The organism is Candidatus Symbiopectobacterium sp. NZEC135, from assembly GCF_025962695.1.
Window position 1 is genome coordinate 1 of record NZ_JAGFPF010000365.1, and the last position, 1,668, is coordinate 1,668.

Sequence of the window (1,668 nt, forward strand, 5' to 3'; positions counted from 1 at the left end):
GCCAGCGCGATGCTCTGCACCTACAGTAAATAACGGAATCGGAGTATAATTAAGTCCCGCTGTTATGGCATACGGATCTTTCTGGCGATTATTCTTACCGAACAACGCAACATCATCGCCACGATAGTGTTCATACATCAGTTTACCCCCTAACTGCGGGTAGGCCGGTAAATAGGCTTCGGCACGCACGTCATAACCGTTGGCGGGGCGCTCATAATAATCAACAGCGTCACGCGATTGATGCCAACCGGTCAGGCCAAAATAACTGTTCACCGACAATTTCAGGTAGTCAGCCCAAGCCTCTGCGCCCACGCCGACCCGGCGATTCTTACCGGTAATATCATTATCAAAAAAGGTATTAACGCCGTACATCCAATTATCTTGAAAAGTACGGTAGCCGATACCGGTATTTACAGTATTACGGCTGTCTTTATTTCGTGCCCCTAGCTGAGTAAATAACATATTTTTATTGTTATCTTTCAACGGCACCAGTACGTCGACTGCACTGCCATCAAGCTTGAAATCATCATTGACGTTAAGCTGTACGCGAGCAGTACCGTACTGGCTCAACCACTGCTGTGCAGAGCTGTTGACTTCACTATTGGCCGCAGAGCGCGCCATCTGCTCTGCCGATTTAGCGGCATTTTTGCTGGATAGCATCGTCGCCCCTGCCATTGCCTGGTTTTCGAATCGGTTTTCTGTCTGAACTGGCGGTTGATTGTCTATGGAGAAAGGGGATTGCTTACGCGGCACTTCAACTTCATCGCCCGTCGTCAGGGCTGAAAAGGGTTTGGAAAATGTTCTGTACTGGTTGATTTTTTTAAGTTGTTCAACAGAAACTCCGTGCATTTTGGCAACAGTGTCAATGTTTTCTCCGGGGCCTAAAAGATAAGGCTCCGTTGAGGAAAAAGCAGGTGAGGAATCGGCTATAGCCGCCGCTATTGCCGGAGAGAACGATAGACTTAAGGGAAAAAACAATTGAAATAAGATATTAACCCATGCAACCGCAGTAACTTTTTTTGAAAAGAAACGTACTGTTGCCTTTTCCTGAGAAAAAACATTTCTTGCCATCTACAAAACCTACAATAAATTAATAGACGAAAATAATAATCGTCATAAAAATATCGATTAACCATTGCGGTGACAATCATATATTATTGATCAGGATTATTTTTAGGAATTTGATTTCATAACAAGAGAGATATATTTACAGTTATTTTAAATTCATTAAACTCATTACAATCAGCGTTAATTAAAAGTAATTTAAATACAGTTAAAACCTTAAAGTTACTATTTAAAAACAACAAAACTAAATAATATTCTTATTATCCACGCGCCGCAGCAATCAACGCCTGCCCCAATGAAAGACCGCCATCGCCCGCAGGCAAACGTCTCGGCTGTAATACAGTAAAATCAGTGAGTTCCTGACGCAGTAATGTGCTGAGCAGTCGGTTATGCAGAACCCCGCCGGAAAGCACGATAGTATGCGTATTCTCCTCACGCGCAACCTGCCGGGCTAACGCAGCCAGGCCTTGCGCCAGCGCCACGTGAAAAGCGTGCGCGCGCCGCGCGGGCGCAGCCTGATAGGCCAGCCATTCATGCCAGAATGTCTCCAGATCTAACAGATTGCCGACAAGCGGCATCGATACCGGGTGAGACTGGACATCG

The 1,668-nt window shown here is 45.4% G+C and carries 1 protein-coding gene and 1 pseudogene; both read right to left on the reverse strand.

Annotation, left to right across the window (positions count from 1 at the left end; all coding sequences use genetic code 11):
* Positions 1-1,071: inverse autotransporter beta domain-containing protein (locus J5224_RS26895; protein WP_264628217.1), on the reverse strand; the 1,071-nt coding region annotated here is incomplete at its 3' end.
* 254 nt (positions 1,072-1,325) lie between these two features.
* A pseudogene (locus tag J5224_RS26900) lies at positions 1,326-1,668 on the reverse strand (carbamoyltransferase HypF); the annotation flags it as partial.